Below are 24,530 nucleotides of genomic sequence, written 5' to 3' on the forward strand. Positions count from 1 at the left end.
CCGCCGCTAGCCGGTCAGGCTGAGGACGAGGTTGATCTTGGTGCCCTTCGGCTGGGTGGTCGTACTGTCGGGGCCCTGCGACGTGACCTTCGCGATCGTCGGAACCGCATCCCAGTACAGGGCATAGGCGGGCACGAAACCGGCGGCCGTGAGGATGCGCTTCGCGTCCGCGAGCGTCTTTCCCGTCACATCGGGAACGGGGAAGAGCTGCGGACCCTTCGACACGACGAGGGTGACCGTGTCTCCCGGCGCCCAGTTCCCCCCGCCGGCGCGTTTGCCGATGCCGATCACGGTTCCCGACGCGATGGAGTCGCTGAACTCCTGAGCCGGGGTCGACGAGACCTGGAGGCCCACGCCGGTCAGGGCAGTCGTGGCATCCGTGATGCTCATGCCCGCGACATCCGGCACCGGCCCCTTCGACGCCGTGATCACCGCGGAATCTCCCTCGTGCACCGTGCAGCCGTTGCTGCAGTCGGTCGCCGATGAGGCACCACGCGGTGTGACGGCGACGGACAGCACCGTATCGGGATCGTTCTGCGTGAACTGGTAGGCCGTCGCGCCGAGCGTGACGGTCGCCGCGGCGAAGGCCGACTGCGCGGTCGCAAGCGGCTGGCCCGCGAGAGCGGGGATGTCGTGGGGTTGGGGGCCTTTGGAGACGAGCACGGTGACGGTGCTCTTCTTGTCGACGCGGGATCCCGCTCCGGGCTCCGTCGCGACGACGAGGCCGGAGGCGACGTCGATGCTGAACACATCGGATTCGACGGCCTGGAGCCCGTCCGCCCCGAGGGCGGTCGAGGCATCCGCGAACGTGAAATTCGTCAAATCGCGGATTGCGATCTTCGATCCCGGCCCGGCACCGAACCACCAGCCGGTTCCGCCCGCCGCGAGAGCGAGCACGAGAACGAGTGCGACGAGCCATCCGCCGCGGGAGGCGCGGCGGCGCGACCGGGCGCGCAGCAGCGCCGCGTTGTCGATCGGCACGCCGCGGGCCGGCGTGAGCACGGCGGTCGCGGCGGGAAGCGCCTTCGTGACCTCGCCCGAGTCCAGCCCGTCGTACGCGACGGTCGGTCCGCCCGCGGCGATCGCCCGCGCGACCTGGGGTGCTATGCCCAGTTGGGCCTCGATCTCGCGCAGCCGCGCGAGCATCTCACCGGCGTCGCGCGGACGCGCCTCCGGGTCGCGTTCGGTCGACCACAGCACGAGCTCATCGAGGGGCTCTGGCACGTCGGGGTTCTTCGCGCTCGGGCGAGGCACCGAATCGGTCGCGTGCTGGTAGGCGATCTGCATGGGCTGTTCGCCCTTGTACGGCTGCTCGCCGGTGAGCATCTCGTACAGCACGATGCCGAGCGCGTAGATGTCGCTGCGCGCATCCGCCGTTCCGCGGGTGACCAGCTCGGGTGCCAAGTAGGCGATGGTGCCGAGCAGCATCTGCCCCGACGCCGTGTTCGCGGTCGCCGCTCGGGCCAGCCCGAAGTCGCCGATCTTGATGCGGCCGTCCTCCGCGAGCAGCACGTTCTCGGGCTTCACGTCGCGATGGATGATGCCCGACCGGTGGGCCGCCGCGAGTCCCGACAGGATGGCGTCCATGATCGTCACGACCTGCGCGACACCGATGCGGCGCTGATCCCGGATGAGCTCGCGCAGCGTCACCCCGGGCAGGTACTCCATGACGAGGTACGCCATGTCCTCGTCCTGCCCCTGGTCGAACACGTTCACCACGTGCGGGTCGGAGAGTCGGGCGGCCGAGCGCGCCTCTTGGATGAACCGACTCTGGAAGACCGCATCGTCGCTGAGGTGCCCGTGCATGACCTTCAGCGCAACACGTCGCTCCAAGCGCAGATCGGTGGCGACGTAGACCGTCGCCATCCCCCCGCGCGCGATGCGCGCGCGCACGCGGTAGCGGCCGTCGACCAGACGGCCGATCAGCGGATCCGCGCGCTGGCCCGTATTCACGGATCGAGTCTACGGACGACGGCCTGGGAGCCCCGGGAACGGCTCGCCCCTGCGGGCGACCTGGTGTCGGTCAGCCGAGGGCCCGAAGCCACTGCGTCGCGGCGGACTCCCAGCGTCCGTAGCGGTCCGGGTAGGCCGAGATCTGCACGGCCTGCGCGGCATCCGCGTATGTCATGCTCTGCCACCCCGGGATGTCGAGCAGGCCTCGAGTGAGCGGGCCGGAGGGCCCGTCGACGCCGAGGAAGAAGGCGCGGATCGCGTACACCGGCTCCGCAACCTGTGCCGCGGTGCCCCACCCGGTGCTCGGTCGTTGCTGGAAGAGCCCGCGTGAATCGCGATCGCCGCCGTCGAGGTTTCGCAGCCAGGACTCCTGCATCGCCGTGCCGAGGGCGATCGTGATGCCACGGTCCGGAACGCCCAGCTCTCGGCCGATGCGGATGATGAGTCTCGCGTTGGCGATCTGCTCCTCGTCGAGGCCGGTGGCTCCGGCATCCGTCGCGGGAATCGTCAGGCGCTGGCCGGGGTAGATGATGCTCGACCAGGTGAGTCCGTTCGCGCCGAGCAGGGCGACGACGGTCGTGTGCTGTCGGGCCGCGATCGCTGTGAGGGTGTCGCCGCGCTGCACGAGGTAGGTATGTGCGGTCGGGGCGGGGGTCGCCGCCGCCGTCGTCGTCGTCGGGGCGACGGTTGCGGCGGGGGTGGGGAGCACGAGCACATCGCCGGGCCGGATGATCGACTGCCACCCCAGTCCGTTGGCCCCCAGGACGGCTCCGATGTCGAGACCGTGGCATCGGGCGATCGCCCATACCGTGTCGCCGGCCCGCACCGTCACGGTGGCTTGGCCTGCCGCCTCGGTGGCCGCCGCGCGAGCCGCCGCCGCGACCGTGCCAGCGGCACGCGTGGCGTCGGGCAGCACGGGACCGGAGGTCTCGCGCGGCTCCGCGGCCTGTGCAGGCTGAGGAGCGAGCGCGAGGGCGATGCCGCCGACGACGGCGGGGACCGCCCACCAGCGCAGGGGAGAGGTCGTGGTCGTCGCGCGCTGAGGCGTCATGTCCTCCTCCTGCCTCCGCCGCCGTGAGGGGGCGAGATCGATCCACGGTCCCACGGGCTGGGACGAGAGTCAATCATCGGGACGGATGTGGCGTATGTGACAGCTGTCCGGGTCGCGGCCGCCGGTGCGCGGGCGGACGGCGCGGCGGCCGCGAGCGGAATGCGATAGTGGACGAGTGACCGATGCAGCATCAGGACCCGCCACGACGGAATGGCTCACCCTTCCCGACCTCGCCGAGATGCTGGGTGAACCGCTCAGCCGCGTGCGTCGACTCCTCGACGAGAACGTCCTCCTCGGATCGCGGCGGAACGGGCCTCTCGCCGTGCCGGCTCTGTTCCTCGTCGACGGCGCGCCGCTCGCATCGCTGCGCGGCACGATCTTCGTGCTGCTCGACGCCGGTTTCAGCGCCGACGAGGCCATCGACTGGCTTCTCGCCCCCGAGGAATCGATCGGCATCGCCCCGATCGAGGCGCTGCGGGCGGGCCGGAAGAGCGAGGTGCGTCGGGTCGCCCAGACCCTCGCCTGACCCCCGGGCGACCCCGCTCGCAGAGGGCGTCAGGTTACGCGGTCGGCGGATGCCGCGGCCAGCGCGCGCAGCTCGTCGAGCGCGTCCACGCGCAACGGGGCCGCAGCGAGTGCCCGGTCGGCATCCGCGATGTAGCCGGCGATGAGCTCTTCCACCCGGTCGAGGGCGCCGGTGTCCACCAGCACCCGGCGCATGCGCTCCACGGTCGCGTCGTCGAGCGCCGGGTCGCCCAGCGTGGCGTCCAGTGCCGCGCGACCGTCGTCGTCGAGCGCCTCACGTGCGAAGGCGACGAGCACGGTGCGCTTGCCTTCGCGCAGGTCATCGCCCGCCGGCTTGCCGGTTACGGAGGCGTCGCCGAACACGCCGAGCACGTCGTCACGCAGTTGGAACGCCATGCCGACCGGGTGTCCGAAGGCGGCCAGGGCGGCGCGCTGCGCGGTGTCGGCGTCTGCGAGGGCGGCGCCGATGAGGAGCGGCTGCTCGACGCTGTAGCGCGCGGACTTCAGCGAGGCCACCCGCAGGGCTCGTTCGGCGTGCGTGTCGGCGGGGGCGGTGATCCAGGCTGCCTCTTCGGCGATGTCGAGGAACTGGCCCACGGTGACCTCGCGGCGCATCTGCGCGTATTGCGCGCGGGCGCGCTGGGCCGTCGCTGCGGGCAGGCCCTCGAGTCCGGCTTCGACGAGGTCGTCACTGCCGGCGACGAGCAGATCTCCGAGCAGGATGGCGCCGTTCCGACCGAAGGCCTCGGCGTCGCCGGTCCAGCCGGATGCCGCGTGGGCGCCCGCCAGGGCGCGGTGCGCCGCGGGCTGTCCACGGCGCGTGTCGGAGTTGTCGATCACGTCGTCGTGCACGAGGGCGGCGGCATGGAACACCTCGAGCGCGGCCGCGACGAAGGTGGCGGCATCCGCGCGCTCAGCGGTGCCGCCGCAGGCCCGGAACCCGGCGAGGAGGAAACGGGCGCGAAGCCGCTTCCCGCCGCGGAGGGCGCCGGCCGCGACGTCGTGGAGCGTCTGCGCCTCGTCGCCCCACCCGCTCAGCTCCTCTGCCTGCGTGAGGAGGAACTTCTCCAGTCGCTGAGAAACCGCCGCGATCGCCTCCGTGCTGCTCGACACGGGCCTAGCCTAGTGATCGCCACGCCGCGTAGAATCGCGGTGACTTTCACCTACAGGGGGTTCCGATGCCTCTTTCCGAGCAGGAGCAGCGTCTTCTCGACGAGATGGAACGCCATCTCATGAGCAACGACGCCGATGTCGTCACGGCCGGCGGCGGTGCGCGTTCGCTGAGCTATCGCAACATCGTGATCGGTGTGCTCCTGTTCGTGGTCGGCCTCGGCGGCGTCGTCGCGGGTGTCTCGACCCAGCTCATCGTGATCGGCGTCATCGGCTTCGCTGTCATGCTCGCGGGGGTCATCCTCGCCGTGACTCCGACGCGAGCCGGGCGCGTGCGCGCGAGCCGTCCCTCGGCCGCCACCCCGCGTCAGAGCGGGCGCTCCTTCATGGACCGCATGAACGATCGATGGGATCGCCGCCAGCAGGGCACCTGATCCCGATCCACTGAAACACCGACCCGCGAGGGTCGGTGTTTTTTTGTGCCCGCAGATCGGATGCCACACACGTCCGGCGATGCCGCTGTCGACGCCGGGGGAGCGCTCGCCCATGTCGAGGCCGAATTGGGTAGTGAAGTGGAGGACAGTGGAGTAAAGTGGGGCAAAATTCTTCGCTGGCCGGACGAAGGGGGGTGCCGCTCCGATGCTTCTCGGCACCCACACGCCCAAACTCGACGAGAAGGGCCGCGTGATCCTCCCCGCAAAGTTCCGCGACGACCTCGGGGCGGGAGTCGTGATCACCCGCGGACAGGAGCGCTGCCTGTACGTCTTCGCCGAGGTCGAGTTCGAGCGCATCCACGAGCGCATCCGGGAGACGCCGCTCACGAACAAGCAGGCGCGCGACTTCCTTCGCATGTTCCTGTCGGGCGCGAGCGCGGAGAAGCCCGACGGACAGAACCGCATCACCGTGCCGCCGCACCTGCGCACGTACGCCGGACTCGAGCGTGAGCTCATCGTCACCGGCGTCGGCGCTCACGCCGAGATCTGGGACGCCGCCGCGTGGAACGCCTACGCGGAGGCCAACGAGTCGAGCTATGCCGAGTTGGAGCAGGAGGTGATCCCGGGCCTCTTCTGAGCCCCAGGCCGCGATCCCCACCCGCCTCTCCCTGGCGCACTTCCCCGGTGCCAGGTCGACGCGGTTGGGAATCGGGGTCGGGGGACCGGCCCCGCAGACATGGACCTCCGCGACATCCACACCCCCGTCATGCTCGAGCGCTACCTCGAGCTGCTCGCGCCTGCGCTCCGGGCCGACGCGCCGGTCGTCGTCGACGCGACGCTCGGCATGGGCGGTCACGCCGAGGCGCTCCTCGAGCGCCACCCGCGCGTGCGCCTGGTCGGTCTCGACCGGGACACCGACGCACTCGCGATCGCCGCTGAACGCCTGGCACCCTTCGCCGACCGCGTCATCTTCGTCCACACGGTCTACGACGGCCTCCCCGCGGCCCTCGCCGCGAACGGCATCGCACGCATCGATGGTGCTCTGTTCGACCTCGGCGTCTCCTCGCTGCAGCTCGACGAGGTCGACCGCGGCTTCGCCTACGCGCGGGACGCGCCCCTCGACATGCGCATGGATCAGTCCGCCGGCGTCACCGCGGCCGATGTGCTGGCCGGCTACGGCGAAGGCGACCTCCGCCGCATCTTCGAGCGCTACGGCGAGGAGAAACTCGCCGGACGCTACGCGCGCGCGATCGTCGCCGCGCGTGCCGACGCGCCCATCGATCGCTCCGGACGGCTCGTGGACATCCTGCAGGCCGCGACGCCGGCTGCGCTCCTGAATGCGGGGCACCCCGCGAAACGGGTGTTCCAGGCCCTGCGGGTCGAGGTCAACAGCGAGCTCAGCGTGCTCGAGCGCGCGATTCCATCCGCTCTCGACGCGCTGCGTGTCGGAGGACGCCTCGTGGTGATGTCGTACCAGTCGCTCGAGGATCGGCTCGTCAAGCGTGTGTTCGCCGAGGCATCGACATCGACCGCGCCGCGGGGGCTCCCGGTCGAGCTCGAGGAGTTCGCCCCTCGATTCCGTCTGCTCGTGAAGGGGGCCGAGCAGGCGTCCGACGCCGAGCGCGCCCGCAACCCCCGTTCCGCACCCGTGCGCCTGCGCGCCGTCGAGAGGATCCGTGACGCCGCATGAGCACCGCCACCGTCGCGCCGGTCGCGCATCCCCACCTGCTCGACGAGGACCTCCTCGTCTCCACCCCCCGCCCGCTCCGCGTCGTCGCGCCGGCGCGACGACGCCGGCCGCGAGTGGCCTATGCCGTGGTCGCCGTCATCGGGGCGCTGCTGATCGCCGGCGCTCAGATGGGACTGTCCATCCTGACCACACAGTCGACCTTCGACATCTCGTCAGTGGCGCAGCAGCAGCGCACGCTCAACCTGCAGAAGCAGGTGCTCAACGACAAGATCATGGGTCTCACCTCGCCCCAGTACCTTGCGGCGAACGCCGCGGCACTCGGCATGGTCACCGGCCAGAGCCCCAGCTACCTGCGGTTGAGCGACGGCGCGGTTCTCGGACCGCAGCGCGCGTCGAACGCGACATCCTCCCTCGACGCTCTCGGCAACGGCTCGGTGCCGAACGCCCTCATCGCCACGACGCCGCTCGTCAGCAACGCGCAGGCGACGATCAACGGAGCCATCGCGCCCACGCCGGCCCCGGCCGCCTCCGCGGCGGCTGCGAATCCGGCGACACCCCCCGCGCTGACCGACGGGCTGCCGACCCCGGCCACACACTGAATCCATGACGTCCCGCAACAGCCGCAGCACGCGGCGTCGCACCGTCGTCGGCTTCGCGATCGTGCTCGCCGTGCTCGCCGTCTTCACGGTCCGGCTCGTCGACATCCAGGTCGTCAACGCGGATGCGAACGTGCAGCAGGCCATGACGCTCGGCTACGGCGTCGAGCGCACCGTCAACGGCACCCGCGGCTCGATCGTCGACATGTACGGAAACGTGCTCGCCGGCACCGTGACCCGCTACGACGTGCAGATCGACCCGAGCACGACCAGCTCGACCGTGTCGCAGAAGCAGTCGGACGGAACGACGGCGAGCATCGGCTGGTCGGCCGCCGCCGCCCAGATCGCGTCGATCCTGGGCAAGACCCCGGCCGACGTCGAGAAGGTGGTCAGCGACGCGCTCGCTGTCAACCCGAAATCGCAGTACGCGATCCTCGCGAAAGCCGTCGACACCGATGCGTACACCAAGCTCTCCGCTCTCGGGCTGCCCTACCTCTCCTTCCCGACCCACCCCGTGCGCACCTACCCCGACGGTGCGGTCGCCGGCAACCTCGTGGGATTCGTCGGCTCGGACGAGCAGGCCCTCGCCGGTCTCGAGCTCTCGCAGCAGTCGTGCCTGCAGCAGACGAACGGCGTCGTGCGCTATCAGCGCGGCAAAGACGGTGTCATGATCCCGGGTACGGAGGAGACGACACCCGCCGTGGACGGCGGCACCGTCACTCTCACGATCGATCGCGATCTGCAGTGGTACATGCAGCAGCTCATCGCCGAACAGGTGCAGAAACGCGCCGCCGTCAGCGGAACGATCACCGTGGTCGACATCAAGACCGGCGACATCCGTGCGGCCGCGGAGTACCCGACGGTCGACCCGAACAACATCAACGCGACCGCGCCCGAGTACTGGCGCAGCCACATCTTCACCGACACGTTCGAACCCGGCTCGACCTTCAAGGCCCTCACCGCCTCGATGCTCATCGATTCCGGCACCTCGACCGCCACCTCGACGGCATCGGTTCCCGGACGCATCACCTTCCCGAACGGGGCGACGGTGGTGGATGACTCGAACCACCGCACGGAGCTGTACACGCTCGCCGGAGTGCTGATGGACTCCTCGAACGTCGGTGCGTCGATCCTCGGATCCCAGCTCGCCCCCGATGTGCGCTACGGCTACCTGCAGAAGTTCGGCATCGGACAGGGCAGCGCCGTCGGCTTCATCGGCGAGGCGAAGGGCGATCTGCCGCCGGTGAGCGCCTGGGACCGGCAGAAGATCTACGACACGACCTACGGCCAGGGCCTCACCACGACCGTCCCGGAGCTGCTCACCGCCTACATGGCGATCGCCAACGGCGGCGAGAAGATCCCGCTGAAGCTCGTGCAGTCCTGCACGGCGTCCGATGGCACCGTCACCACCCCGGCCGAGCCGGCCGCGACCCGGGTCATGAGCACGGATGCCGCTCAGCAGGTCACCGACATCCTCGAGAACGTCGCGACCCAGGGCCCGCTCGCCAAGGCCGTCTCCATCCCGGGCTACGTCCTCGCGTTCAAGACCGGAACCGGTCAGCAGTACGACGCCGCGACCGGCGGCTACAAGGTCGGCGCGTACTTCACGACCCTGATCGGGTTCGCCCCCGCCGACAACCCCCAGTACCTTGTCGCGATTACCCTGAACGAGCCCCAGACGATAACCTCGTCGGCGGCCAACGCAGAAGGGTTCCAGAAGGCGATGACCCAGGTTCTGAAGACCTACCGGGTGCTCCCCGACGACGCGCAGCCGGTCACGCTGCCCAAGTTCGGCTGAGCGGATGATCGCGCTCACCCTCGGCGAGATCGCCGACGTCCTGCATGGCCGTCTCGTGACGGCCGCCTCCGACGCCGTTGACACGGTGGTGTCCGGACTCGTCGACACCGACTCCCGCCAGATCGCACCCGGCGACATCTTCGTCGCCAAGCCCGGCGAGACCACCGACGGTCATCTGTTCGTCGACGCCGCGGTCGCCGCGGGCGCGGCGCTCGCCATCGTCGAGCGGGAGGTGGCGGCATCCGTCTCCCAGATCGTCGTCGCCGACGTCGTCGTCGCCCTCGCCGAACTCGCCCGCGAGGTCGTCGGGCGCGTGCGGGCGGCGGGGGATCTGCGGATCGTCGGCATCACCGGATCCAACGGCAAGACCACGACCAAGAACATGCTCGCCCGCATCCTCGAGGCCGAAGGGGAGACCGTCGCGCCGCGCGCGTCGTTCAACAACGAGGTCGGTGCACCGCTGACGATGCTGAGGGTGACGGCGGGCACGCGGTTCCTCGTGAGCGAGTTCGGTGCCAGCGGACCGGGCGAGATCGCCCGACTCGCGGGGCTGGTCACCCCCGACGTGGTCGTCGAGCTCATGGTCGGCATGGCCCACGCGGGCGGTTTCGGTGGTATCGAGGCGACCTTCCTCGCGAAATCCGAGCTCGTCCACGCGATGCGCGGCGGCGGCGTCGCCGTGCTGAACCGCGACGACGAGCGGGTGCGCCGCATGGCGCCGATCGCCCTCGAGAAGGACGGCGAGGTGCGCTGGTTCGGCCACTCCGCAGAGGCCGACGTGCAGGCGACGGATGTCTCGGTCTCCGCGTCCGGCACCGCCTTCACCGTGCACGCCGGAGGACAGGCGCTGCCGGTCCGGCTGCGGGTGCTCGGCGCCCACCACGTCAACAACGCCCTCGCCGCGATCGCGGCGGCCGGCGCGCTCGGTGTCGAGCTCGCGGCATCCATCGCCCGCCTCGAGACCCTCGAGCTCGCAGAGCGCTGGCGCATGCAGCCGCTCGGCTCGGACCGTGTGCGCATCATCAACGACGCCTACAACGCGAGCCCCGACTCGATGGTCGCGGCTCTGCGCACCCTCGCCCAGATCACCGGCGAGGGCGAGCGCACAGTCGCGGTTCTCGGCGCGATGAGCGAGCTCGGCGAGTACGCCGGCGAGGAGCACGACCGTATCGGCGAACTCGCGGTGCGACTGCGTATCCAGCGGATCGTGATCGTGGGTGCCGCCGCCCGACGGATGTTCCTCGCCGCCGTGGCCGAGGGGTCGTGGAGCGACGAGGCCGTGTTCTTCGCGACCGCCGACGAGGCCTACGACTACCTGCTCACCGAGCTCCGCGACGGCGACCGCGTGCTCGTGAAGTCGTCGAACTCGGCGGGTCTGCGATTCTTGGGCGACCGTCTGGGAGAATCGTTCTCGTGAGATCCCTGCTGACCGCCGCCGCGATCTCCCTCGCGTTCACACTGTTCCTCACGCCGGTCTTCCTGCGCCTCTTCCGCCGATGGGGCTGGGGTCAGGTCATCCGCACCCCGGAGAACATCCACAACCCGAGCCACGGCGCCAAGCGCGGCACGCCGACCATGGGCGGCACGATCTTCATCGTCGGCACGCTCGTCGGCTACTTCATCGGCACGTTCGTCGGCCGGAATCCGCCGACGATCTCCGGGCTCCTGGTGATCTGGATGATGGTCGGCTTCGGTGTGGTCGGGTTCATCGACGACTTCATGAAGGTGCGGCGGCAGAACAGCCTGGGTCTCAGCGGCTGGCGCAAAGTGGCCGGCCAGGGCGTCGTCGTCGTGGTCTTCGGCATCGCCGCACTCAACTTCCCGAACGGCGACGGACAGACCCCCGCAAGCCCGTTCGTCTCGCTCTTCCGCGATGTTCCGTGGCTGTCGTTCATGGCGCTCGGCGCGGTGATCGGATGGATCCTGTACCTCGCCTGGATCGCCCTGCTCGGCGTGGCGAGCTCCAACTCCGTGAACGTGTCGGACGGGCTCGACGGCCTCGCGGCGGGCTCGGCCATCTTCGTCACGAGCGCCCTCGCCCTCGTCGCCTTCTGGCAGTTCAAGCAGCCCTGTGACGCCGTGACGGCGCACGCCGGACTCAGCGAGGCCTGCTATCAGACCCGGGACCCGTTCGACCTCGCGATCATCGCCGCCTCGTTCATCGGCGCACTGGTCGGGTTCCTGTGGTGGAACGCGCCGAAGGCGAAGGTGTTCATGGGCGACGTCGGGTCGATGTCGATCGGCGGCGTGATCGCCGCCCTCGCGATCCTCACCCGCACCGAGATCCTGCTCGTCGTCATCGCCGGCGTCTACGTCATCGCCTCCGGGTCCGTCATCCTCCAGCGGGTCTACTTCAAACTGACCCGAGGCAAGCGGCTGTTCCTCATGAGCCCCCTGCACCATCACCTCGAGATGCGTGGCTGGGCGGAGATCACGATCGTCGTGCGCATGTGGATCATCGCGGGCCTGCTGGCACTCTCCGGCGTCGGCCTGTTCTACGTGGAGTGGCTGGTGCGCCTGTGACGGCCGCCTCGCGGCTCGACACCCTCACCAGCTGGCACGCCGACTGGTCCGGCGTGCGCGTCGCGGTGCTCGGCCTCTCGGTCACCGGATTCTCCGTCGCCGACACGGTCGCCGAGCTCGGTGCCGAGGTGCTCGTGCTGACGGAGAACGCCGACGAGGAGTACGCGACACTCCTGCCCGTCATCGGCGCCGCCCTCCACCTCGGTCCGCTCGACGCCCTTCCTGCGGCGCTCACCGACTTCGCGCCCGATGTGGTCATCGCATCCCCGGGGTTCTCGCCGCGGCATCCGGTCATCGAGGCCGTGCGCGACGCGGGCATCGCCCTGTGGGGAGACGTCGAGCTCGCCTGGCGGGTGCGCGACAAGGTGCTGCGCGCCGACGGCACGCCGGCCGAGTGGGTGCTCGTCACCGGCACCAACGGCAAGACCACCACGACCCGGCTCGCCGCGACGATGCTCGTCGAGGGCGGGCTGCGTGCGGCGCCCTGCGGCAACATCGGCGTGCCCGTGCTCGACGCCGTGCGCGACCCGCTCGGGTTCGACGTGCTCGTCGTCGAACTCTCCAGTCACCAGCTCTGGTATCTCGGGCTGCAGAGCGGCCCCGAGCCGCTGTCGCCCCACGCCGCGGTCTGCCTGAACCTCGCCGACGACCACCTCGAATGGCACGGCTCCTTCGAGGCCTACCGCGACGCCAAGGCCGTCGTGTACCGCCACACGAAGGTCGCGTGCGTGTACAACAAGGCAGACGCTGCGACCCTCCGCATGGTCGAGGAGGCCGAGGTCGTCGAGGGCGCCCGAGCCATCGGCTTCGACCTGGGCGTGCCCGGCCCGAGCGACCTCGGCGTCGTCGACGGCATCCTCGTCGACCGGGCGTTCCTCGAGGAGCGCCGCACCAGTGCCCTCGAGCTGACGACCGTCGCCGACCTCGCCGCCCGCGACCTCGCCGCCCCGCACGTCGTCGCGAACATCCTGGCCGCCAGCGCCCTCGCCCGCTCGCTCGATGTCGCCCCCGCCGCGATCCGCACCGCCCTCGAGAACTTCACGCTCGACCCGCACCGCATCCAGGTCGTCGGCCGTGCCGGCGGCATCGTGTGGGTCGACGACTCGAAGGCGACCAACCCTCATGCCGCGGCCTCGTCGCTCGCCGCATACCCGGGCGCGATCTGGGTCGTCGGCGGACTGCTGAAGGGCGTCGACATCGGGGAGCTCGTCGCCGCGCGAGGCGGTCGCGCGAAAGCCGTCGTCGTGATCGGCGTCGACCGGACGGCGATCGTCGCGGCGTTCCAGCGACACGCGCCCGAGGTGCCCCTCATCGAGGTCGACCACGCTCAGACTGAGAGCGTCATGGCGCGCGCGGTGCAGGCTGCCGGCGAGGTCGCCCGTGACGGGGACGTCGTGCTGCTCGCCCCCGCCGCGGCATCCTTCGACCAGTTCGCGTCGTACGCCGACCGCGGCAACAAGTTCGCCGCAGCGGTGAAGGACTGGATCGAGAGGAACGCCGGTGGAGGATCGCACCCAGACGCCCCCGGCGACACCTCCGGACACTGACCCCGGGCGGCGCGGGATCGCCGCCCGCATCCATCTGGGGCGCGTGTTCACGCCGCTTCCGGGCGAATACCTCGTGATCGTCTCGACCGTGCTGGTGCTCACCGGGTTCGGGCTGGTCATGATCCTCTCCGCCACCTCCGCGACAGCGACGGAGTCGGGGGGGAACCCGTATTCGGCCGTGCTGAAGCAGGCCCTGTTCGCGGCGGTCGGCATCCCCTTGATGTTCATCGCCTCGCGGATGCCGGTCGGGTTCTGGAAGCGCATGGCCTGGCCGTTCCTGATCTTCGCCCTCCTCGTGCAGCTCCTCGTCTACGTCCCCGGCCTCGGCGTCCACGCCGGAGGCAACCAGGCCTGGATCCAGGTGGGTCCGTTCCAGGCGCAGCCCAGCGAGTTCGTGAAGATGGGCATGGCGCTGTGGATCGCGGCCGTGCTCGCCCGCAAGGGCCCGCTGCTGTCGAACTGGCGCCACGTGTACGTGCCGGTCGTTCCGGGAGCACTGCTCGCGATGGGCACCGTGCTCGCCGGCGGCGACCTCGGCACCACGATGGTGCTTGTGGCGCTGCTCATCGGCGCCCTCTTCTTCTCGGGCGTCAAGCTGCGCATCTTCGTGCTCCCGCTCGTCGTCTTCGTGGCCGGATGCTTCGTCTTCGCCGTGACCAATTCGAACCGTCTCGCGCGCATCCTGAGCTTCCTGAATCCGGATACCGCGTCGTGCTACTACAACGAGTGCTACCAGCCTCTGCACGGCATCTGGGGTCTCGCCGGAGGTGGCATCTTCGGCCTCGGCCTCGGCAACTCCAAGGAGAAGTACGACTGGCTGCCGGCCGCGCCCAACGACTACATCTTCGCGATCGTCGGGGAGGAGCTCGGGCTCGTCGGATGCCTCCTTCTGCTCTCGCTGTTCGTGGTGCTCGCGGTCGGCATCTTCCGCATCATCCGTCGCACCGACGACCTATTCGTGCGGGTCGCGTCGGGCGCGATCGTGACGTGGATCACCGCGCAGGCGTTCATGAACATCGCCGTCGTGCTGCGCATCTTCCCGGTGCTGGGCGTGCCGCTGCCGTTCGTCTCGCAGGGAGGCACGTCCCTCGTGTCCGTGCTGTTCGCGTCGGGCGTGCTGTTGTCGTTCACGCGATCGCTGCCGCAGCCGGTCGCGCTCACCTCCCCGGTCGTCACGACCGCCGCGGCCCCGGCCCCGCGCGGTCGCCGACCCGTGGAGGATGTCGCGCGGTGACCACCTACCTGCTCGCCGGCGGGGGAACCGCCGGTCATGTGAACCCGCTGCTCGCCGTCGCCGACGCGCTGCGTGCGCGCGAACCCGAGGCATCCGTCCTGGTTCTCGGCACCCGTGAGGGCCTCGAGGCGCGCCTCGTGCCGCTGCGCGGCTACGAGCTGCTCTTCATCGACAAAGTGCCGTTCCCGCGCCGCCCCGACCGCGCGGCCCTCGCCTTCCCGCGTCGCTTCGCGCGAGCGGTGCGGGCGGTGCGTCGCGACATCCGGGAGCGCGGCGTCGATGTCGTCGTCGGGTTCGGTGGGTACGCGGCGGCTCCCGCCTATGTCGCCGCGCGCCGCGAGCACGTGCCGTTCGTCGTGCACGAGGCCAACGCGAAGCCCGGGCTCGCGAACGTGCTGGGCGCGCGCCGCGCGGCCGCCGTCGGGGTCGCGTTCGAGGGCACGCCGCTGCGGCGAGCCGAGGTCGTCGGGATGCCGCTGCGTCGCGAGATCGTCGATCTCGACCGGTCGGCGCGCCGGGCCGAGGGTGCGGCGGCGTTCGGGCTCGATCCGGCGCGCCCGACGCTGCTCGTGTTCGGCGGCTCGCTCGGCGCGCAGCGGCTCAACGAGGCGTTCGGCGGCGCCTGGCGGGACGTGCTCGATGCCGGCTGGCAGCTGGTGCACGTGACGGGGGAGCGCTCCGATCTCGCCGACCCGGGTGCGACGGGCTACGCGCTGCGGCGCTACGTCGACCGAATGGACCTCGCGTTCGCCGCGGCCGACGCGATCGTGTCGCGGTCGGGTGCGGCGACGGTGAGCGAGATCAGCGCGCTCGGCATCCCCGCGGTCTACGTGCCCTACGCGGTCGGCAACGGCGAGCAGGCGCTCAACGCCGCCTCCGCTGTGCGCGCCGGTGCCGCGAGGCTGATCGCCGACGGGGAGTTCACCCCTGACCGGGTGCGGTCCGAGGTCGTACCGCTGCTCGCCGATGCCGCGGCGCTCCAGGCGATGACGGATGCCGCTTCCCTCGTCGGCACCCGGCACGGCGCCGAGAACGTGGTCGCCCTCATCGACCGGGCACTGGGTCGCTGAGAGTCTCGCGGCGGCGCCCGCGCGCCCGCGGCTCGTGCAGGATCGGCGAGCCTAGGATTGACGGGTCATGATCAGACCCGACCTCACCCTGCCGATTCCCGAGCACATCACCGCCGCGCACTTCATCGGCATCGGCGGCTCGGGGATGTCCGGCCTCGCCCGCATGTTCCTGGCCCGCGGCATCCGGGTGTCGGGCTCCGACCGCTCCGACAGTGCCGCCCTGCGCGCGCTGGCTGAGGCGGGCGCGACCGTGTACGTCGGTCACGACGCCGCGCACCTCGGCGACGCCGACACCGTCGTGCACACCGGGGCGATCTGGCCCGAGAACCCGGAGTTCGTCACGGCGAAGCAGCGCGGTCTCGCGGTCATCCACCGTTCGCAGGCGCTGCACTGGCTGATCGGCTCGCGCCCGCTCGTGTCGGTGGCCGGTGCCCACGGCAAGACGACCTCGACCGGCATGATCGTGACCGCGCTCGGCGCGCTCGGCGCCGACCCGAACTTCGTGAGCGGTGGCGTGATCGCCGACCGCGGCGTCTCCAGCGGGTCCGGTGCCGACGACCTGTTCGTCATCGAAGCCGACGAGTCCGACGGCACCTTCCTGCTGTACGACACCGCGATCGCGCTGATCACGAATGTCGACCCCGATCATCTCGACCACTGGGGCACCCGCGATGCCTTCTTCGATGGTTTCGTGCGCTTCGCCGACGCGGCCACGCGGGCGGTCGTCATCTCGTCGGACGACCCGGGCGCGCTGCGCGTGCGGGCGGCCACGACGCATCCTCACGTGATCTCGTTCGGCTTCGCCGACGACGCTGACGTGCGCGTCGCCGAGGTGCGCACGGACGGTCCGGTGGCCTTCACGCTGCACCACGCGGGGGAGTCGGCCTCGGTGCGTCTGGCCGTTCCCGGCGTGCACAACGCCATCAACGCCGCCGGTGCGGTCGCCGTACTGCTGACGCTCGGCTACCCGCTCGCCGCCGCGGCCGACGCCGTGACCGGGTTCGCCGGCACCGTGCGGCGCCTCGAGCTCCACGGCGAACGCCGGGGCGTGCGCGTCTTCGACGACTACGCGCATCACCCGACCGAGGTCGCCGCGGCCCTGGCCGCGACCCGCACCTTCGCCGACGGCGGACGCATCATCGCCGTGCACCAGCCCCACACCTACTCGCGCACGCAGGAGATGCACCGCGAGTTCGCCGAGGTGCTCGAGAGTCTGGCCGACCACACCGTTGTGCTCGACGTGTACGGGGCCCGCGAGGATCCGGTGCCGGGAGTGACGGGCCGACTCGTCAGCGACGACTTCACGGATGCCGCGCATGTCGCGTTCGTCCCGGACTGGCAGGCCGCCGCCGACTACACGGCCGGCGTCGCCCGCGACGGCGACGTCGTGATCACCCTCGGCTGCGGGGACGTGTACCGGATCATCCCGCAGGTGCTGGCCGCTCTCGAGACCGAGCCCGCGGGGGTCTGACGGTGCGACGGCCCACCCCGCTGCCCACGCCGGAGGAGCCGCCGCGCCGCGCCGCGGCCGATCGCGGCGGATCCGCGCGTGGCGCGGCATCCGATGCGGTGCCGGCGTCGGCGCCGGAAGCGCAGCGGCGGGAGATCCCGGCCCGTGCGTCCGCGTCTCGACGACGCCCGTCGGAGCCGGCGGTGGAGGAGACCGCGCCGATGCCGGAGTGGATCGACGACGCACCGCTGTTCGCGCCCGAACCGCTGCGGCCCGTCGACCGGGAAGCGGTCCCCGTCGACGCTCCCGCGGGGCCGCCGGCGGCGGCGGAGTCGACGGTTCGTCTCGGCGACGTGTGGCGGTCCGCGCGTGCGCGGCGGCGCGCGATCCGCTCGGAGGTGCGTCGGTTCACCGTTCGCCAGCGTCGCAGGCGCATCGTGTGGCTGTCGGTCGTCGCCGCCGTCGTGCTGCTCATCGCGGCGAGCATCGGCTCGGCGTACAGTCCGCTGTTCGCCGTGCAGCGGGTCGATGTGGTCGGCACGTCCCAGCTCGACGCGCAGACCGTCGCACACGCCCTCTCCGGACAGATCGGCACCCCGTTGGCGGCCGTCGACGAGTCGGCCGTGAAAGCGGCTCTGGTGCAGTTCCCCCTCATCGAGACGTACACGGTGGAGGCGCAGCCTCCGCACGACCTGGTGGTGCGCATCGTCGAGCGCACCCCGGTCGGGTTCATCCAGTACCCGTCGGGGTACTCGCTGGTGGATGCGGCCGGCGTGCAGCTGTCGATGTCGTCGACGCCGCCGTCGGGCTATCCCGCGCTGACGGTGAGCGACACCTCGTCGGCGGCGTTCCGTGCGCTCGGTGCGGTGATCCGGGCGTTGCCCGCGCAGCTGCGCTCGATCGTCACGGCGGGCAGCGCGCAGACCGCCGACGACGTGACGCTCACGATCGGCGGCACCGGGACCCGGATCGTATGGGGGAGTGCCGACGAGAGCGCCGAGAAGGCGAAGGTGCTCGAGACGATGATGGTGTCGAGGCCGCCGCAGGGGGTGCACGTGTATGACGTGTCGTCTCCGAGCGCGATCGTCGTGCAGTGACCCGCTGACTCGACGGCGACACGGCCGGAACGGCCGGGCCGGGTGAGCGAGCGTCGCCGCATCGATTTCCGAGAAGGATGTCGCGACACGCGCGCGCGCTGCGACCGCGCCGCGTTCCGGCCGCTTACCTTCGAGTGAGAAATTGCATACCGGGCAATTCTTTAACGTTCATGTTGAACGTGAAGGTTGACGGCCCGGGTGCCGGAACAGGGTTCGGGACGAGACGGAGGCCGGCATGAGCCAGAACCAGAACTACCTCGCAGTCATCAAGGTGGTCGGCGTGGGCGGCGGCGGCGTGAACGCCGTCAACCGCATGATCGAGCTCGGTCTGCGCGGCGTCGAGTTCATCGCCGTGAACACCGACGCACAGGCTCTGCTCATGAGCGACGCCGACGTCAAGCTCGACGTCGGCCGCGAGCTGACCCGCGGTCTCGGTGCCGGCGCCGACCCCGAGGTGGGCCGCCGCGCCGCCGAGGACCACGCCGACGAGATCGAGCAGGCCCTCGCCGGCGCCGACATGGTGTTCGTGACGGCCGGCGAAGGCGGCGGCACGGGCACCGGCGGCGCCCCCGTCGTCGCGAAGATCGCGAAATCGATCGGTGCGCTGACCATCGGCGTCGTGACCAAGCCCTTCTCGTTCGAGGGCCGTCGTCGCCAGAGCCAGGCCGAGGCGGGCGTCGGACGCCTCAAGGAAGAGGTCGACACCCTCATCGTGGTGCCCAACGACCGACTCCTCGAGATCAGCGACCGCGGCATCTCGATGATCGAGGCTTTCGCCACCGCCGACCAGGTGCTGCTCGCCGGCGTGCAGGGCATCACCGACCTCATCACCACCCCGGGCCTGATCAACCTCGACTTCGCCGACGTCAAGTCGGTCATGCAGGGCGCGGGATCCGCGCTCATGGGCATCGGCTCCGCACGCGGCGCCGACCGGGCGATCAAGGCGGCGGAGCTCGCCGTCGAGTCGCCCCTGCTCGAGGCATCGATCGAAGGCGCGCACGGCGTGCTGCTCTCGATCCAGGGCGGTTCGAACCTCGGCATCTTCGAGATCCACGACGCGGCGCAGCTCGTCAAGGAGGCCGCGCACCCCGAAGCCAACATCATCTTCGGAACCGTCATCGACGACACCCTCGGAGACGAAGTTCGCGTCACCGTCATCGCCGCCGGATTCGACGGCGGCGAGCCGTCGCCGCGCCTGGAGCCCGTGCTCGGCTCCGCGCGCGCCGCCGCTGCGCCCGCGCCGACGGCGGCCGTCGCCGCGGTCGACGACCCGCGCGACGACGACACCTCGTTCGCCGTGCCGGTGCACGCCGGTGTCTCCGACCCGGCGCCGTACGACTCGGCCTTCGGCGAGGACGACCTCGACATCCCGGACTTCCTCAAGTAGGTCCGTTCGCCGTTCTCCGGCGGGCGTGAGCCCGAGCCGCCCGCCGGAGAATCTCCACCCGGGAGCACACCGTGCCCGACACCCTCGCCCAGCGCCTCACTGTCGTCGACGAGCGCATCGCCGCCGCGGCGGTAGCCTCCGGCCGAGCGCCGCAGGAGATCACCCGCATCGTCGTCACGAAGTTCCACCCCGCCGACCTCGTGCGCGACCTGTTGGCGCTCGGCGTCACCGAGTTCGGCGAGAACCGTCAGCAGGAGCTCACCCTCAAAGCGGACGAGATCGGGGCCGCACGGGGCATCCGCTGGCATTTCATCGGCCAGGCGCAGACCAACAAGGCGCGCGCCGTGCGCGCGGCCGCGCAGGTCGTTCACTCCGTCGACCGGGACAGGCTCGCCGACGCGCTCGACGCGGCGGCGGCGGAGGGCGATCCCGCCCTCGACGTGCTGCTGCAGGTCAACCTCACGGACGACCCGGGGCGCGGCGGCGTCGTCCCCGCCGACCTCGAGCGTCTCGCCGAGCACGTGGGCGGATGCCCCACCCTCCGCCTGCGCGGACTCATGGCGGTCGCGCCTCTGGATGAGGCGCCGGCCGACGCGTTCGCGCGTGTCGCCCGGCTCTCCGAGCGCCTGCGGGCGATCGACCCCGACGCCCGGTGGATCTCCGCCGGAATGACGGGGGATTTCGAGGAGGCGATCGCCGCCGGCGCGACACACCTGCGGATCGGCTCGGCAATCACGGGTCCGCGGCCCGAGCGCGGTTAGCCTCGATCCAGACAGCAAACGGAGGATGCGATGTCGAACCCGCTGAAGAAGACCATGGTGTACCTGGGCCTCGCCGACGAGGAAGAGGTCTACGAGGAGGAGCCCACTCCTCGCGCGTCCCGCAAGGAGGAGCGTCATGTCGAGAAGGCGGCAGCACCGGTGACCCCGATCCACCGTCCGGCCGTCGTGCGACAGCCCGCTGCGGCATCCTTGAACGAGATCCTGACCGTGCACCCGAAGCAGTACCGCGACGCGCAGAACATCGCCGAGAGCTTCCGTGACGGTGTGCCGGTCATCATCAACCTGTCCCAGATGAGCGACGCCGACGCGCGCCGTCTGATCGACTTCGCCAGCGGGCTCGCGATGGGCCTGTTCGGACGCATCGAGCGCGTGACGAGCAAGGTGTTCCTGCTGTCCCCCGAGAACATCGCCGTCTCCGGCGACGGCGCGATCGCCCAGGCCGACCCCGAGTCGGTCCCGTTCGCGCCCTAATCGCCGTGGAGGTTGTCCGCCTCGTCGCATCCGTGGCGAACATCCTGCTGCTGGTGTTCGTCTTCGTCCTGTTCGCCCGGTTGATCCTCGACTACATCCCGATGTTCAACCGAGGTTGGCGGCCGCGGGGGGCGGGGCTCGTCGTCGCGGAGATCGTCTACACAGTCACCGATCCGCCCATCCGGATGTTCCGGCGCGTCATCCCTCCGTTGCGCATCGGACCCGTCGCGATCGACTTCGCGTTCACGATCACCCTGCTGCTCTGCTTCGTGCTGATGTCGGTGACGAGCTATCTCGCGTCGTCCTGAACCCTTCCGCTCCCCCCGAAGCCCGGGGCTATGCTTTTCTGAAGCGGCCCGAGAAGCGGGCACATCCCTCCTACCGACCGCCGCCACCTGAAAGAGGAAGATCTCATGGCATTGACTCCGGATGACGTCGTCACCAAGCAGTTCCAGCACGTGCGTTTCAAGGAGGGCTTCGACCCTGACGAGGTGGATGACTTCCTCGACGAGATCGTCGTCGAGTGGCGTAAGGCGCTCACCGAGAACGACGAGCTGAAGGCCAAGATCGCCGAGCTCGAGGCCGGCGCTGCCGCCGCCCCCGACGCTCCGGCCCCCGCGCCCGCCGTCGAGGAGGCGCCCGTTCCCGCTCCGGCCCCCGCGGCCGTCCCCGTCGAGGGCGCGGCGGCGACCGCCGGCATCCTGGAGCTCGCGCAGCGCCTGCACGACGAGCACGTCGCCGAGGGCAAGGCTCAGCGAGAGCAGCTCGTGGCCGAGGCGAAGGCCCAGGCCGCCGTCATCATCGGCGACGCCGAGGCGCGCGGTCGTGACGAGATCGCCCGCCTCGAGAAGGAGCGCGGCTCGCTCGAGTCCCGCATCAACGAGCTGCGCCAGTTCGAGCGCGACTACCGCTCGCAGCTGCGGAGCTACTTCGAGGGCAAGCTTCGCGACCTCGACTCGACCAGCAGCGGCTCCGACCAGACGCCCGTCTCGGCCATCGGTCAGTAAGCGCGTTCCTTGACGGTTCGACCCCCGCTTCGTGCGGCGGTGGCCGGTACCACCATCGCGATTCTCGCGATTCTGGTGCTGGCCGCCGACCAGTTTGCGAAGCACTTCGCGATTCTCACGCTCCCCCCGGAGCGCAACGTGCCCATCATCGGCGACCTGCTCGGGTTCTATCTGATCCGCAACTCGGGTGCGGCCTTCTCGCTCGGCGAGGGCGTGACCTGGGTGTTCACGATCGCCCTCATGCTGGTCGCCCTCGGCATCATCTGGCTCGCGCTGACCCGCGTGCGTTCGCGCGCATGGGCGGTCGTGCTGGGGCTCCTCCTCGGCGGTGTGCTCGGCAATCTGACCGATCGGGTGCTCCGCGCCCCCGGTTTCCCGGTGGGGCACGTCGTCGACTTCATCTCGACGCCGTGGCTCATGCCGGCGATCTACAACGTGGCGGACATCTTCATCACGACCATGATGATCGGCGTCGCCCTGCTCGTCCTCACGGGTCGTCGGTTCGACGGAACACGTGAGCCCCGTGCGGGTGCGGCGTTCGAGGACGATGACGCCCCGAACGGGATTGATGACTCGCCGGCCGGCGATGATGTGTCGGGCGCGGAGTCGACGGGCGCAGACGCATCCGACGAGGTCGAGACGGAGGGGGAGGACGACGCCTCGCGGCCTGCACCGCCCGCCGACGAGCCCGGCCCGACGCCGACGCGCGCCTGACGTGGACAGCCGTAGCCTCCCGGTTCCGGACGGCCTCGACGGCGCGCGGGCGGACGCCGGGCTCGCGAAGCTGCTCGGCTTCTCCCGCACCTTCGCGGCGGAGGTCATCGATGGCGGCACCGTGCTGGTCGACGGTGCGGTGATCGACAAGTCCGACCGGCTGCGCGCCGGCGCATGGCTGGATGTCGCGTGGGAGCCGAAGCGCGACCCCGAAGTGATCCCCGTGGCCGTGCCCGATCTCGGCATCGTTCACGACGACGATGACATCGTCGTGGTCGACAAGCCCGCGGGCGTGGCCGCCCATCCCTCGCTCGGCTGGGAAGGCCCGACCGTGCTGGGCGCCCTGGCCGCCGCGGGCTTCCGCATCGCGACGACCGGCGCACCCGAGCGCCAGGGCATCGTGCACCGTCTCGACGTCGGAACGAGCGGTCTCATGGTCGTCGCCAAGAGCGAACGCGCGTACACCGAGCTGAAGCACGCCTTCAAGGAGCGCGAGGTCGAGAAGATCTACCACGCCGTCGTGCAGGGGCATCCCGATCCGCTCGCGGGCACCATCGACGCGCCCATCGGGCGGCACGCTTCGCACTCCTGGAAGTTCGCCATCACGCCCGCCGGCAAGGACTCCGTGACGCATTACGAGACGATCGAGGCGTTTCCCGCGGCATCCCTGCTGGAGATCCACCTCGAGACGGGCCGGACCCACCAGATCCGCGTGCACATGGCCGCTCACCGGCATCCGTGCGTGGGTGACCCGTTGTACGGCGGCGACCCGACCCTCTCGGTGAGGCTGGGGCTCACGCGGCAGTGGCTGCACGCGCATCGGCTCGCGTTCACGCACCCGGTCTCGCGGGAATGGGTCTCGTTCGAGAGCCCCTACGCGCCCGACCTCGCGCACGCCCTGGCCGTCCTGCGCGGCGACTGACGAGCGCGCGCTGACGTCGGTGTCGGATGCCGCGGCCACACTGAGCGCATGGTGATCGAGGTACGCGCGGCGACGGATGCCGCAGCGGTGCTCACGCTCGTCGGCGCGAAGAGTCCGAAGGCCCGGGTGTGCACCTGCCTCGGCTACCGGTTGCCGTCGCGCGAGACACGCGAGCTCGATGCTGCCGGCGCGGCCGCTGTCATCCGCTCGTGGTGCGCGGTCGAGCCGGCGCCGGGGGTCGTCGCGTGGGACGGCGACGAGCCGGTCGGCTGGGCCGCAGCGCACCCGCGGCGCGAGACCACGTTCGCGCGTTCGCGCGTCATCCCGCACCTCGACGATCTGGATGTGTGGTCGGTCTGGTGCTTCCGAGTGCGACCCGGCCACAAGCGGCGCGGGATCATGCACCACCTGCTCGACGGAGCGGTGCGTTTCGCTGCCGACAGCGGGGCTCCGGCGATCGAGGGGTACCCACTCGACAACGGCGGCGCGCGCATCGAGCAGACCATGGCCTATGTCGGCACGTTGGCCCTCTTCGAGCAGCACGGCTTCATCCGCGCGGCAGAGACCGCGTCGGTGCTCGACGGGCATCCCCGGGTGATCGCACGGCGCGTGCTCGCGTGAGCGCGACGGTCAGCGACCGCCCTCGAAGCGCGCCTCGGCGTCAGGGGCGAGGGCGGCGGTGATCCGTCGCCGCATCTCGGGACCGATCTCGGCGGGCAGCGGATCGGCCGGGTACCACGCGACATCCGTCATCTCGCCGTCGGCGGGGAACGGGTCGCCCGAGATCCAGCGGCACCGGAACGTGAGGTCGAGGTAGTCGCTCTGGTCGCCGTTCTCGTAGGTCACACGCGGGATCTGGTGCACGGACGCGAGTCGCTCGGCGACGATCACGACGCCGGCCTCCTCCGCGGCCTCGCGCACCGCTGCATCGGCGGGTTCCTCGCCCGGGTCGACGATGCCCGTGACGGGAGTCAGTGCGCCGTTGTCGCTGCGCCTGCCGAGCAGGAGCATCCCCTCGTGCTCGACGACGGCGGTCACGCCGACGAGCGGCAGGGGGCGGGTGCCGACGAAGCGGCGCAGCTCGAGCACGAAGTCGGGGGTGGGCACAGGCCCACGATAGGGGAGCGGCACGAGGGTCGCCGACGCCGTGTCCGAGGGTCGACCTAGAC

General features: G+C 70.7%; 25 protein-coding genes. 21 read left to right on the forward strand and 4 right to left on the reverse strand.

Annotation, left to right across the window (positions count from 1 at the left end):
* Nucleotides 1–6: 6 nt before the first annotated feature.
* Complete coding sequence (gene pknB, locus RR49_RS06265) at nucleotides 7–1,953, reverse strand: Stk1 family PASTA domain-containing Ser/Thr kinase (RefSeq protein WP_045247220.1); 1,947 nt, start codon at nucleotides 1,951–1,953, stop codon at nucleotides 7–9.
* Between the two features lie 70 nt (nucleotides 1,954–2,023).
* Entirely contained in the window at nucleotides 2,024–3,004 is a 981-nt protein-coding gene (locus RR49_RS06270) for a LysM peptidoglycan-binding domain-containing protein (RefSeq protein ID WP_045247221.1), read from the reverse strand.
* Nucleotides 3,005–3,179: 175 nt separating this feature from the next.
* Between RR49_RS06270 and RR49_RS06275 the strand changes: the two genes are divergently transcribed.
* Nucleotides 3,180–3,530, forward strand: a complete 351-nt coding sequence (locus tag RR49_RS06275) for an Rv2175c family DNA-binding protein (RefSeq protein WP_048809147.1) — start codon at nucleotides 3,180–3,182, stop codon at nucleotides 3,528–3,530.
* 29 nt (nucleotides 3,531–3,559) lie between these two features.
* Here the strand turns inward: RR49_RS06275 and RR49_RS06280 are convergent, their stop codons facing one another.
* On the reverse strand, nucleotides 3,560–4,642 hold the full coding sequence (locus tag RR49_RS06280) for a polyprenyl synthetase family protein (RefSeq protein ID WP_045247222.1): 1,083 nt from the start codon (nucleotides 4,640–4,642) through the stop codon (nucleotides 3,560–3,562).
* Nucleotides 4,643–4,707: 65 nt separating this feature from the next.
* Here RR49_RS06280 and RR49_RS06285 point away from each other — a divergent pair, with 65 nt between their 5' ends.
* From RR49_RS06285 to RR49_RS06380, 20 genes are all read left to right on the forward strand, one after another.
* The gene (locus RR49_RS06285; RefSeq protein WP_045247223.1) at nucleotides 4,708–5,073 is read left to right on the forward strand and encodes an SCO2097 family morphological protein; all 366 of its coding nucleotides are present in this window, start codon (nucleotides 4,708–4,710) and stop codon (nucleotides 5,071–5,073) included.
* Between the two features lie 205 nt (nucleotides 5,074–5,278).
* Nucleotides 5,279–5,710, forward strand: coding sequence for a division/cell wall cluster transcriptional repressor MraZ (mraZ, locus tag RR49_RS06290; protein WP_045247224.1), 432 nt, complete (start codon nucleotides 5,279–5,281; stop codon nucleotides 5,708–5,710).
* A 99-nt stretch (nucleotides 5,711–5,809) separates the two neighbouring features.
* Complete coding sequence (rsmH, locus tag RR49_RS06295; protein ID WP_045247225.1) at nucleotides 5,810–6,763, forward strand: 16S rRNA (cytosine(1402)-N(4))-methyltransferase RsmH; 954 nt, start codon at nucleotides 5,810–5,812, stop codon at nucleotides 6,761–6,763.
* Nucleotides 6,760–7,362 (forward strand): cell division protein FtsL, encoded by a 603-nt coding sequence (ftsL, locus tag RR49_RS06300; protein WP_048809148.1) that lies wholly within the window; start codon nucleotides 6,760–6,762, stop codon nucleotides 7,360–7,362. Before rsmH ends, ftsL begins: the two co-directional genes overlap by 4 nt.
* Nucleotides 7,363–7,366: 4 nt before the next feature.
* Nucleotides 7,367–9,157, forward strand: a complete 1,791-nt coding sequence (locus tag RR49_RS06305; protein ID WP_045247226.1) for a peptidoglycan D,D-transpeptidase FtsI family protein — start codon at nucleotides 7,367–7,369, stop codon at nucleotides 9,155–9,157.
* A 4-nt stretch (nucleotides 9,158–9,161) separates the two neighbouring features.
* The gene (locus RR49_RS06310; RefSeq protein ID WP_045247227.1) at nucleotides 9,162–10,574 is read left to right on the forward strand and encodes a UDP-N-acetylmuramoyl-tripeptide--D-alanyl-D-alanine ligase; all 1,413 of its coding nucleotides are present in this window, start codon (nucleotides 9,162–9,164) and stop codon (nucleotides 10,572–10,574) included.
* Nucleotides 10,571–11,680, forward strand: a complete 1,110-nt coding sequence (mraY, locus tag RR49_RS06315; protein WP_045247228.1) for a phospho-N-acetylmuramoyl-pentapeptide-transferase — start codon at nucleotides 10,571–10,573, stop codon at nucleotides 11,678–11,680. Before RR49_RS06310 ends, mraY begins: the two co-directional genes overlap by 4 nt.
* Complete coding sequence (gene murD / locus RR49_RS06320; RefSeq protein WP_045247229.1) at nucleotides 11,677–13,227, forward strand: UDP-N-acetylmuramoyl-L-alanine--D-glutamate ligase; 1,551 nt, start codon at nucleotides 11,677–11,679, stop codon at nucleotides 13,225–13,227. Before mraY ends, murD begins: the two co-directional genes overlap by 4 nt.
* Nucleotides 13,181–14,461 (forward strand): putative lipid II flippase FtsW, encoded by a 1,281-nt coding sequence (gene ftsW / locus RR49_RS06325; protein WP_045247230.1) that lies wholly within the window; start codon nucleotides 13,181–13,183, stop codon nucleotides 14,459–14,461. The genes murD and ftsW overlap by 47 nt, the downstream gene beginning before the upstream one ends.
* Complete coding sequence (locus RR49_RS06330) at nucleotides 14,458–15,531, forward strand: UDP-N-acetylglucosamine--N-acetylmuramyl-(pentapeptide) pyrophosphoryl-undecaprenol N-acetylglucosamine transferase (RefSeq protein ID WP_045247231.1); 1,074 nt, start codon at nucleotides 14,458–14,460, stop codon at nucleotides 15,529–15,531. The genes ftsW and RR49_RS06330 overlap by 4 nt, the downstream gene beginning before the upstream one ends.
* A 67-nt stretch (nucleotides 15,532–15,598) precedes the next feature.
* Nucleotides 15,599–17,002, forward strand: coding sequence for a UDP-N-acetylmuramate--L-alanine ligase (murC, locus tag RR49_RS06335; protein ID WP_045247232.1), 1,404 nt, complete (start codon nucleotides 15,599–15,601; stop codon nucleotides 17,000–17,002).
* 182 nt (nucleotides 17,003–17,184) lie between these two features.
* Nucleotides 17,185–18,078 carry an FtsQ-type POTRA domain-containing protein gene (locus RR49_RS06340; RefSeq protein WP_245610959.1) on the forward strand — a complete coding sequence of 298 codons (894 nt, stop codon included), beginning with the start codon at nucleotides 17,185–17,187 and terminating at the stop codon, nucleotides 18,076–18,078.
* A 235-nt stretch (nucleotides 18,079–18,313) separates the two neighbouring features.
* Entirely contained in the window at nucleotides 18,314–19,465 is a 1,152-nt protein-coding gene (gene ftsZ, locus RR49_RS06345; RefSeq protein WP_045247234.1) for a cell division protein FtsZ, read from the forward strand.
* Nucleotides 19,466–19,536: 71 nt separating this feature from the next.
* The gene (locus RR49_RS06350) at nucleotides 19,537–20,226 is read left to right on the forward strand and encodes a YggS family pyridoxal phosphate-dependent enzyme (RefSeq protein ID WP_045247235.1); all 690 of its coding nucleotides are present in this window, start codon (nucleotides 19,537–19,539) and stop codon (nucleotides 20,224–20,226) included.
* Between the two features lie 30 nt (nucleotides 20,227–20,256).
* Complete coding sequence (locus RR49_RS06355; protein WP_045247236.1) at nucleotides 20,257–20,718, forward strand: cell division protein SepF; 462 nt, start codon at nucleotides 20,257–20,259, stop codon at nucleotides 20,716–20,718.
* Nucleotides 20,719–20,723: 5 nt separating this feature from the next.
* On the forward strand, nucleotides 20,724–21,026 hold the full coding sequence (locus RR49_RS06360; RefSeq protein ID WP_045247237.1) for a YggT family protein: 303 nt from the start codon (nucleotides 20,724–20,726) through the stop codon (nucleotides 21,024–21,026).
* Between the two features lie 105 nt (nucleotides 21,027–21,131).
* Complete coding sequence (locus RR49_RS06365) at nucleotides 21,132–21,725, forward strand: DivIVA domain-containing protein (protein WP_045247238.1); 594 nt, start codon at nucleotides 21,132–21,134, stop codon at nucleotides 21,723–21,725.
* Between the two features lie 39 nt (nucleotides 21,726–21,764).
* The gene (locus RR49_RS06370) at nucleotides 21,765–22,439 is read left to right on the forward strand and encodes a signal peptidase II (protein WP_045247239.1); all 675 of its coding nucleotides are present in this window, start codon (nucleotides 21,765–21,767) and stop codon (nucleotides 22,437–22,439) included.
* Nucleotide 22,440: 1 nt separating this feature from the next.
* Nucleotides 22,441–23,361, forward strand: coding sequence for an RluA family pseudouridine synthase (locus RR49_RS06375; RefSeq protein ID WP_045247240.1), 921 nt, complete (start codon nucleotides 22,441–22,443; stop codon nucleotides 23,359–23,361).
* A gap of 48 nt (nucleotides 23,362–23,409) precedes the next feature.
* Nucleotides 23,410–23,982 carry a GNAT family N-acetyltransferase gene (locus RR49_RS06380; protein WP_045247241.1) on the forward strand — a complete coding sequence of 191 codons (573 nt, stop codon included), beginning with the start codon at nucleotides 23,410–23,412 and terminating at the stop codon, nucleotides 23,980–23,982.
* 9 nt (nucleotides 23,983–23,991) lie between these two features.
* Here RR49_RS06380 and RR49_RS06385 read toward each other — a convergent pair whose 3' ends face one another.
* Nucleotides 23,992–24,468: an NUDIX hydrolase gene (locus RR49_RS06385; RefSeq protein ID WP_045247242.1), complete on the reverse strand. Its 477-nt coding sequence runs from the start codon at nucleotides 24,466–24,468 to the stop codon at nucleotides 23,992–23,994.
* Nucleotides 24,469–24,530 lie beyond the last annotated feature (62 nt).

The organism is Microbacterium ginsengisoli (assembly GCF_000956535.1).
GTDB lineage: Bacteria > Actinomycetota > Actinomycetes > Actinomycetales > Microbacteriaceae > Microbacterium > Microbacterium ginsengisoli.

Bases quoted from the DNA above. Each gene is read 5' to 3' on its own strand.
- RR49_RS06285 (WP_045247223.1), top strand. From the start codon at position 4,708: ATGCCTCTTTCCGAGCAGGAGCAGCGTCTTCTCGACGAGATGGAACGC.
- rsmH (WP_045247225.1), top strand. From the start codon at position 5,810: ATGGACCTCCGCGACATCCACACCCCCGTCATGCTCGAGCGCTACCTC.
- RR49_RS06310 (WP_045247227.1), top strand. From the start codon at position 9,162: ATGATCGCGCTCACCCTCGGCGAGATCGCCGACGTCCTGCATGGCCGT.
- RR49_RS06270 (WP_045247221.1), bottom strand. From the start codon at position 3,004: ATGACGCCTCAGCGCGCGACGACCACGACCTCTCCCCTGCGCTGGTGG.
- mraZ (WP_045247224.1), top strand. From the start codon at position 5,279: ATGCTTCTCGGCACCCACACGCCCAAACTCGACGAGAAGGGCCGCGTG.
- RR49_RS06355 (WP_045247236.1), top strand. From the start codon at position 20,257: ATGTCGAACCCGCTGAAGAAGACCATGGTGTACCTGGGCCTCGCCGAC.
- RR49_RS06305 (WP_045247226.1), top strand. From the start codon at position 7,367: ATGACGTCCCGCAACAGCCGCAGCACGCGGCGTCGCACCGTCGTCGGC.
- RR49_RS06365 (WP_045247238.1), top strand. From the start codon at position 21,132: ATGGCATTGACTCCGGATGACGTCGTCACCAAGCAGTTCCAGCACGTG.
- RR49_RS06380 (WP_045247241.1), top strand. From the start codon at position 23,410: ATGGTGATCGAGGTACGCGCGGCGACGGATGCCGCAGCGGTGCTCACG.
- ftsL (WP_048809148.1), top strand. From the start codon at position 6,760: ATGAGCACCGCCACCGTCGCGCCGGTCGCGCATCCCCACCTGCTCGAC.
- murC (WP_045247232.1), top strand. From the start codon at position 15,599: ATGATCAGACCCGACCTCACCCTGCCGATTCCCGAGCACATCACCGCC.
- ftsZ (WP_045247234.1), top strand. From the start codon at position 18,314: ATGAGCCAGAACCAGAACTACCTCGCAGTCATCAAGGTGGTCGGCGTG.